8 protein-coding genes are annotated in these 8,575 nt (G+C 55.9%); 5 read left to right on the top strand and 3 right to left on the bottom strand.

Features of this window, described 5'->3' with window-relative positions; all coding sequences use genetic code 11:
- On the bottom strand, positions 1-584 hold a 584-nt coding region (locus ACZAHD_RS19540; protein ID WP_462458246.1), incomplete at its 3' end, for a LysR family transcriptional regulator.
- A 113-nt stretch (positions 585-697) separates the two neighbouring features.
- Here ACZAHD_RS19540 and ACZAHD_RS19545 point away from each other — a divergent pair.
- The 4 genes from ACZAHD_RS19545 (at position 698) to ACZAHD_RS19560 (ending at position 5,770) form a co-directional block, all read left to right on the top strand.
- On the top strand, positions 698-1,549 hold the full coding sequence (locus tag ACZAHD_RS19545) for a Vmh family MBL fold metallo-hydrolase (RefSeq protein WP_462458247.1): 852 nt from the start codon (positions 698-700) through the stop codon (positions 1,547-1,549).
- A gap of 158 nt (positions 1,550-1,707) precedes the next feature.
- Entirely contained in the window at positions 1,708-1,848 is a 141-nt protein-coding gene (gene sra / locus ACZAHD_RS19550) for a stationary-phase-induced ribosome-associated protein (RefSeq protein WP_004861775.1), read from the top strand.
- Positions 1,849-2,020: 172 nt separating this feature from the next.
- Entirely contained in the window at positions 2,021-3,718 is a 1,698-nt protein-coding gene (locus ACZAHD_RS19555) for an NAD-dependent malic enzyme (RefSeq protein ID WP_462458248.1), read from the top strand.
- Between the two features lie 339 nt (positions 3,719-4,057).
- Complete coding sequence (locus ACZAHD_RS19560; protein WP_462458249.1) at positions 4,058-5,770, top strand: ABC-F family ATP-binding cassette domain-containing protein; 1,713 nt, start codon at positions 4,058-4,060, stop codon at positions 5,768-5,770.
- A 66-nt stretch (positions 5,771-5,836) separates the two neighbouring features.
- Here ACZAHD_RS19560 and ACZAHD_RS19565 read toward each other — a convergent pair whose 3' ends face one another.
- Both ACZAHD_RS19565 and ACZAHD_RS19570 read right to left on the bottom strand, forming a co-directional pair.
- Positions 5,837-6,814 (bottom strand): bifunctional helix-turn-helix transcriptional regulator/GNAT family N-acetyltransferase, encoded by a 978-nt coding sequence (locus ACZAHD_RS19565; protein WP_462458250.1) that lies wholly within the window; start codon positions 6,812-6,814, stop codon positions 5,837-5,839.
- A gap of 201 nt (positions 6,815-7,015) precedes the next feature.
- On the bottom strand, positions 7,016-7,615 hold the full coding sequence (locus ACZAHD_RS19570; protein WP_462458251.1) for an inorganic diphosphatase: 600 nt from the start codon (positions 7,613-7,615) through the stop codon (positions 7,016-7,018).
- A gap of 256 nt (positions 7,616-7,871) precedes the next feature.
- Here ACZAHD_RS19570 and adhP point away from each other — a divergent pair.
- Positions 7,872-8,575: alcohol dehydrogenase AdhP (gene adhP, locus ACZAHD_RS19575; protein ID WP_462458252.1), on the top strand; the 704-nt coding region annotated here is incomplete at its 3' end.

Below are 8,575 nucleotides of genomic sequence, written 5' to 3' on the forward strand. Positions count from 1 at the left end.
GCGGCAAAATGGCTGTAGTGCAGGCAGTTATATGCGCTGAGCTCCGCCGGCGTTTGCGGCTGACCATGTCGCTGTAACCAACGCGGTGACGCGCACAAGACCGAACGACAGACCCCCAGTCGGCGGGTAATCGCTCCTGGCTCCGGATTGTCGGTGATCCGAATCGCGACGTCGATGCGCTCGCCAATCAGACTCACCGGATGGTTATTGATATCCAGTTCGAGGCGCAGTTGGGGATAACGGGCGAGAAAATCGGGTAACAGCGGTGAAATTAGCTGCATAGCCGTAAAGTGGGCGCAGGCGACGCGCAGCGTTCCGCTGGGTACCGCGCGCTCGGTCTGCCCGGCAATTTCGTCCGACAGTTGCGTCAGGCTGCGGGTTTTTTGCAGCACCTTCTCCCCGGCGGTGGTTAGGGTCAATTTGCGCGTCGAACGGTGGATCAGGCGGGTACCCGCCCAGTGTTCCATCTGTTCCAGATAGCGACTGACCATCGGGCGCGACATCCCCAGCGCACGGGCCGCAGCACTCAGACTCCCCAGTTCGCAGATCCGCATATAGACCTGCGCGGCAATAATTCTGTCCATCACTCACTTCCATCTGCACGTTTTATGAAACTCAGCATCTCTTTTTTCAGGAATTTTCGCAAATCAGGAAATCCGTAAAATAGCGTTATTCACCTGACACAGAGAAAACCAACATGAAATTATCCGCCCTTGCCATTGCCACCGCGCTATTCAGTTCCGCTGCGTTCGCCGCGCCTTTAACATTGCAGACCTATAACCCGCAGGATAAAGGTATCTTCGCCGTGAACTCGACGCTGGTTTCCGGCCCGCATGAAGCGGTGCTGTTTGATGCGCAATTTAGCGTGAAAGATGGCGAAAAGCTGGTCGAGATGATTCGTAAAAGCGGCAAAAAACTGAGCCGTATTGTCATCACCTCCGGCGATCCGGATTTCTATTTCGGCCTTGAGCCGCTGGTGAAGGCTTTCCCGGACGCCAAAGTTGTCGCCACCTCTGAGGTGGTTAAGCACATCGAAGCGACGCAATCCGCGAAGCTGGCATTCTGGGGCCCGCAGATGAAGGATGGCGCACCGAAGCAGCTTTATACGCCGCAGGTGATTACGGCGAACAGCTTTACCATTGATGGCGAAAAAGTTGAAATTCGTCAGCCGCAACACTATGCGGCATTCGTCTGGATCCCGGCGAACAAAGCCATCCTCGGCGGTACCGGTGTTGCCTGGGGTATGCACGTGTGGACTGCCGATACCCAGAGCACCGAAAGCCGCTTGCAGTGGCGTAAAACGCTCGACGATATGGCCGCACTCCACCCGCAGCAGGTTATTCCAGGCCACTATCTTGGCACACCACCAGCCGGGGAACGCGCGATCGTCTTTACCCGTGACTATCTGCAGCAGTTTGAGCTGGCGCTGAAAACACACAACAATTCCGCCGGCGTGATCGCCGACATGAAGCAGCGCTGGCCGAACCTGGCAGAGGTCAGTTCGCTGAAGCTGAGTGCGAAAGTGAACACCGTCGAGATGAAGTGGTAAGCGCAGATTATTCCTGATTCCCGGTGATGAAGTTGCCAGCGGCGAAAAAAAAGACCACGATAGATAGCGCGGTCGCGTTAGCGCGCCGTTCTTAGGGTTACATTTCGTCCGGCTACGCCGGGCTTGTCCTTGAAACAGAACTGGATTAAGGAGTAAGAATGAAATCGAACCATCAGGCACGTCATCTTCTCGGTCTGAACTATAAACTGTCCCAGCAGAAAAAAGTGGTGCTGGACGGCGATGTGGAAACGACAATTAACCACGCTCATGCCACAGGCCGTAAGCGCCGCGCGGGTTAATTTCTCAGCTGAGTGATGATAAAAACACCGTCCTTTCGTCAGGATGGTGTTTTTTTAATACAATTTCCCCTCTTTGATAACATCTGCTCTATACTGCTCCCGCTGCTTTCCCTGCCAGCCCGCACGCTTATCGCCGCGCACGGTCTGAAGTGAACATCAAGGAGTTAGTGCGATGCAATTTACCCATAAGAAAAACCGTTCTCTGTATATCCCCTACGCTGGTCCTGTTCTGCTCGAATTCCCCCTTCTTAACAAAGGTAGCGCCTTCAGCATGGAAGAGCGCAGCAGCTTTAACTTGCTTGGCCTGCTGCCAGAAGTTGTTGAAACCATCGAGGAACAAGCGGAACGCGCATGGATCCAGTACCAGGGGTTTAAAACTGAGATCGACAAACACATTTACCTACGCAACATTCAGGACACCAACGAAACCCTCTTTTATCGCCTGATTGGCAACCACCTCGATGAGATGATGCCGGTCATTTATACGCCGACCGTCGGCGCCGCCTGCGAGCGCTTCTCTGAGATCTACCGCCGCTCGCGCGGGGTGTTTATCTCCTACCAGAACCGGCACAACCTCGACGATATCCTGCAGAACGTCCCCAATCACAACGTCAAAGTGATCGTCGTCACCGACGGGGAACGTATTCTGGGTCTCGGCGATCAGGGCATCGGCGGAATGGGCATCCCGATCGGTAAGCTCTCGCTGTACACCACCTGCGGTGGTATCAGCCCGGCCTACACGCTGCCCATCGTGCTGGACGTGGGAACCAACAACCAACAGTTGCTCAACGATCCGCTGTATATGGGCTGGCGCCATCCACGTATTACCGACGATGAATATTATCAGTTTGTCGATGACGTTATTCAGGCGATTAAGCACCGCTGGCCGGACGTTCTGTTACAGTTCGAAGATTTCGCGCAGAAAAACGCCATGCCGCTGCTCAACCGCTATCGCAATGAGATTTGCTCGTTCAATGATGATATCCAGGGCACCGCGTCAGTGACTGTCGGTACGCTGATTGCAGCCAGCCGCGGTGCGGGCAGCCAGTTGAGTGAGCAGAAAATCGTCTTCCTCGGCGCCGGTTCCGCAGGTTGCGGAATTGCCGAGCAAATTATCGCCCAGATCCAACGCGAGGGATTAAGCGAAGAAGAAGCGCGCCAGCGCGTATTCATGGTGGACCGTTTCGGCCTGCTGACCGACGCCATGCCGAACCTGCTACCGTTCCAGAACAAACTGGTGCAGAAGCGTGAGAACCTGCAGCAGTGGGATACCACCAACGAAGTGCTTTCTCTGCTGGATGTCGTGCGCAACGTTAAACCGAATATTCTGATCGGTGTCTCCGGCCAGCCGGGTCTGTTCACTGAAGAGATTATTCGCGAGATGCATAAGCACTGCCCACGTCCGATCGTGATGCCGCTGTCGAACCCGACTTCTCGCGTAGAAGCCACGCCGCAGAACATCCTCAGCTGGACCGACGGCGAAGCGCTGGTTGCCACCGGCAGTCCGTTTGCGCCGGTAACGCTGAAAGGCAAGCAGTACGTCATTGCCCAGTGCAACAACTCCTATATTTTCCCCGGTATCGGTCTCGGCGTGATCGCCTCTGGCGCATCGCGGGTCACCGATGAGATGCTGATGGCGGCCAGTGAGACGCTGGCGAAGCACTCGCCGCTGGTCAACAACGGCGAAGGCCCGGTTCTGCCGGAGCTCAAGGATATCCAGACCGTATCGCGCGCTATCGCTTTCGCGGTTGGTAAAGTCGCTCAGGAACAAGGCGTGGCGGTGAAGACCTCCGCCGAAGCGCTGTTGCAGGCGATTAGCGATAACTTCTGGCTGCCGGAGTATCGCAACTACCGCCGGACCTCGATCTGATTAACCTGCATCGCAAACGGGCCTGACAACGGGCCCGTTTTTTTGCCGCCGCCCCACTATCTTTAGTCGCTAGCCAAATCGCCGGCCACCCTCTACACTTCCTTCACCTGTCAACTCACTGAATGAAAAAGGAGGATCCCATGCTGTTATGTGAAATATCTATGTTTTCACTGACATTTGGTAATCGTTCCTGCTCAAGCGTTATCGGTATCGTGCTGCGATAACTTCGGCTTGAGCGAAGACACCTTAGACTAATTCCCTTCCCTCGGGCTTACCGGGTTATCGTCAGCGATGTTTGACGAGGCATTTTTACGCCTGTAACTCTTGAGTAAGTTCACTATGAGCACATTATTTACCGCGCAATCTCTGCATGTTGAAACGGCATTCGGGCCGCTTTTCACCGACCTCTCCTTTACCCTGAAAAAAGGCGATCGTATCGGCCTGATCGGTCATAACGGCTGCGGCAAGAGTACCCTGCTGCAGGTGCTGGACGGTACGCTGACGCCCGCCACGGGCAGCGTGGCGCTGGCGCACCATTGCCTGATGGCGCGGGTTGAACAACACCTACCGGATGCCCTGCTACAACAATCGTTGCTCGAGGTGGTTCTGACGCGGCTTCCCGCCAGCGGGCGTGAACAACAACGCTGGCAGGCAGAGCGACTGCTGGCGGAAATGGGGTTTGTGCCAGCGGAATTCACGCAGCGAGCAGCAACGCTAAGCGGCGGCCAACATACCCGACTGCTGCTGGCGAGAGCGTTAATTCAGCAGCCGGATCTTCTGCTGCTGGACGAGCCCGGCAACCATCTTGACCTGCCGACCCTGCTGTGGCTGGAAAGCTTCTTGCAAACCTGGCAGGGGAGCTTCGTGCTGGTTTCCCATGACCCTCTTTTACTGGATGCTGTAACTAATACCAGTTGGATCCTACGCGACAGAACCCTGCACGCCTTCTCTCTTCCCTATAGCGCAGCGCGTCAGGCGCTGGCGGAACGTGACGATAGCGATGCCCTGCGTCATAAAGCCGAGCAGCGAGAAATCGACCGCGTCACCGCCAGCGCCAAACGGCTGGCAACCTGGGGACAGGTGTACGACAACGAAGATCTTTCGCGCAAAGCCAAACAGATGGAGAAACAGGTCACACGCCTGAAGGAGAGTCAAACCGAGCTGACCGCCGGCACACCGTGGCACCTGGCGCTGAACGGTGACGCTCTGCGGGCCGATCGATTACTTGAGATGGAACGGCTGGCGGTCCCCCCGGCGCCGGGATTGCCAGCCCTGTTCACCGCCGAACTGGCGCGTCTGCGCAGCGGCGATCGGGTGGCGATTATGGGTCGCAACGGCGGCGGGAAATCCTCTTTGCTGCGCCTGCTGTGGCGGCAGATGCAACAGGCGGCGCCGGATGCCGGACTGCGTCTGCATCCGCGATTACATCCGGGTTACTACGACCAGACGCTGCATCAACTGGCGGATAATGCCACGCTGCTGGAGGCGCTGGAAAGTTTTGAACCCGCTGGCGAACGCCGTAAGCGGGCACTGATTTCCGCCGGTTTCGGCTGGAGCCGTCACGGGCAAAAGGTCAGTACCCTCAGCGGCGGCGAACGTTCCCGATTGCTGTTTGTCGGCCTGTCGCTAGCTCGCTATAGCCTGCTGCTGCTGGATGAGCCGACCAACCATCTGGATATGGAAGGCAAAGAGGCGCTGGCCGCCTCGCTGCGCGAGTATTCCGGCGGTCTGCTGCTGGTCAGTCATGACCGTCAGTTGATAAGCCAGAGTTGCAACCGGTTCTGGCTGATTGATGATAACGGGCTCAGTGAGTGGCATACCGCCGATGAAGTTTACGCCCGCCTGCGCGACGGGGTGCGTCAGATCGACCTGCGCCGCGAAGCAGATGCGGCAACTGCCGTCAGCAATGACCATGATGCCCTGCTGGAACGGCTAATCGATCTGGAACAACGGCTGGCGGATGATGTATCGCGTAAACCTAAGCATCAGAAACCCCACCTGCAGGCGCAGTGGCGCGAGGAGATCGCGGCCATTACTGCCAGACTAAGTTAACGGAGGCTGAATCCCCGGCTAAGGTGGAAACACCTTAGCCGGGTTCACCGCGGGCGCGGACGGCAATCAGGCCGGAGCAAAAGCCGCCTTGTCTCGGCGGAACTGCTGTTCGGTCATCATTATCCCCCACTGATCGCCCTGCCACGCTTTATGCAGCGTAAAGCCGAATGATTCGTACAGCGAGCGTGCGGCGTGAAGCCCGCTGAAGGTCCACAACTGGACAGTAGCAAAAGCGCGGCGGTCGCAAAAAGCCATCGCCTCGGCCAACAGACGCCGACCAATGCCGCTGCCCCGGCAGCTGTCGTCGAGAATAAACCAGCGTAGATGCGCTTCGTTATTGCCCAGATCTTCACCATCAATGGCCACAGAACCGACGATTTTTCCCTCCAGCACCGCCAACCAGATTTGATTGCATTCCGCGTTAAGGCGGGAGGAAAACTCCGCCAGCCCACTGGCGACCTTACCTTCGAAGAAGTGGCCGAACCCGTGGTGCAGGGCATAATATTCGCCGTGCATCTGTGCGATGCGGCCAATCATACCGGGCCGGTATCCGCTCACAATCGTCACGTTTTTTGCCGCCGTGGATCTCGGGACTTCGCGGCATTTCGCCAGCGCCTGCGCGTACGCGGTCAACCCCAGCGCCACATTTTGTTGTTGTCCGGCATCGAGGTGCGCGAGCGCGTTAACGACCCGCATCGCCCCGTAATCGTTAATCCGGCTGACCGTCGCACGCCCCTGCTCCGTCAGTTCGAGGCGCTTGAAGCGGGCATCATCGCCGTCAGTTTTTTCCTGCAACTCGCCAGCGGCCAGCAGACGGGCCAACATGCGACTGACGCTCGATTTCTCCAGGCCAAGGATCTGAACCAGTTGCGCGGCGGTCATCGCTCCGTGCACGGAAATTTCCAGCAGCGTGTGCACGGCGGAGGGAGAATAGTCGGTTGCCGCCAGCGTGGAATTCATGAAGCCAAGTTCACGAACCATCAGACGGGAAGAGCGGCGTATTTCATTAATGAGCGATTCGTTAATCAGCGTTGGATGCGTCATGGCGATCTGAGCAGGTGAATTAATAGTTGTACAATACAACCATTATTGCGTTCATCCTGTCAATCCACGCAGCCATTCGGCCCGCTGACACGACGGATATTTCCTACCGGCTCAACCGCGCTTTGTCAGAATTATAAACGTCCTCAACCGGTCATTGCCCGGCTAAAAAAGCACAGGCACCGTGCGATGCCTGTTTTTATCTTATTGTGGATTTTTTGCTTTCCAGGCATCCCAGGCCTGTTTGATCTCTTGCTGTGCCGCAGCGGCATCGTTAAAGCCGTTCAGCTCCACGTTTTTACGTCCCTCCGGCAGTTGCTTGTAGACGCGGAAAAAGGCCTGCAGCCGCTCCTGCTCAATTTTGGGCAGGTCGCTTATATTCTTGATCTCATCATAGGTCGGGTCGATTTTGCTCGCCGGTACGGCAATAATTTTATCGTCCTTTTGCCCGCCATCGATCATCTTCAGGACGCCGATAGCGCGCAGTTTAATCAGTGTCCCCGGTGCCATCGGCGCGCGCGTATAGAACACCACGTCCAGCGGATCGCCGTCGCCTGCCAGCGACTGAGTCAACGAACCGTAGTTAGCCGGATAGGCGACCGGCATAGACTGGAAACGGTCGGCTATAATAAATCCGGTTTTGGCGTCGGTTTCATATTTGATGATACCGCCCGTTGGAATTTCCGTGACCGCGTAAAACTCTTCCGGGTTGTTCTCCGGTTGCGGAAAGTCCAGTACGTTGTGGGCCTGAACGGCGGCAGACAGGAACAGCGATGCGGCGAGGATAGTTTTTACCAGATGCATTGTAGTATCACTCTGTTGTTATAAGAAATTTACCTGTAACAGTCTCCCCTTTAGCAATGAACGGAATATGACAGCTTCACTTCACTATTATTAACAGCCAAAATTTAGACAAATGATCGAATTTTGCGCTATCGACTACGCTTAAAACCATATATTTCACTGGAGACCTTGCATTCCTGAGAATTAGAGTCAATCCTTAACGACTCTTATTTAAGAGTGAACCCCCCATTTTTTCCTCAAAATTCAAGGAGTAAACATGAAGGCAGCCGTTGTTACCCACGATCATCAGGTTGATGTGACGGAAAAAACACTGCGTCCCCTGCAACATGGCGAGGCGTTGTTGAAAATGGAGTGCTGTGGCGTATGCCATACCGACCTGCACGTGAAAAACGGCGATTTCGGCGATAAAACCGGTGTGATTCTGGGCCATGAAGGCGTGGGCGTTGTCCAGCAGGTTGGTCCGGGCGTCACCTCTTTGAAACCGGGCGATCGCGCCAGCGTGGCGTGGTTCTTCGAAGGCTGCGGGCACTGCGATTACTGTAACAGCGGCAACGAAACGCTCTGCCGTTCGGTAAAAAATGCCGGTTACAGCGTCGATGGTGGCATGGCTGAAGAGTGTATTGTCACCGCCAACTATGCGGTTAAAGTGCCGGACGGCCTCGACTCCGCTGCCGCCAGCAGCATCACCTGCGCCGGTGTTACCACCTATAAAGCCGTGAAAGTGTCCCATATTAAACCCGGTCAATGGATTGCCATCTATGGCCTTGGCGGCCTCGGCAACCTGGCATTGCAGTATGCGAAAAACGTGTTCAATGCCAAAGTCATCGCCATCGATGTTAACGATGCCCAGCTGGCGCTGGCCGCCGACATGGGCGCCGATTTGACCATTAATTCCCGCAATGAAGATGCGGCAAAAGCGATTCAGGAAAAAACCGGCGGTGCTCACGCAGCCGTCGTCAC

This window comes from Raoultella sp., from assembly GCF_039594335.1.
In the GTDB taxonomy this organism is placed as follows: domain Bacteria; phylum Pseudomonadota; class Gammaproteobacteria; order Enterobacterales; family Enterobacteriaceae; genus Klebsiella.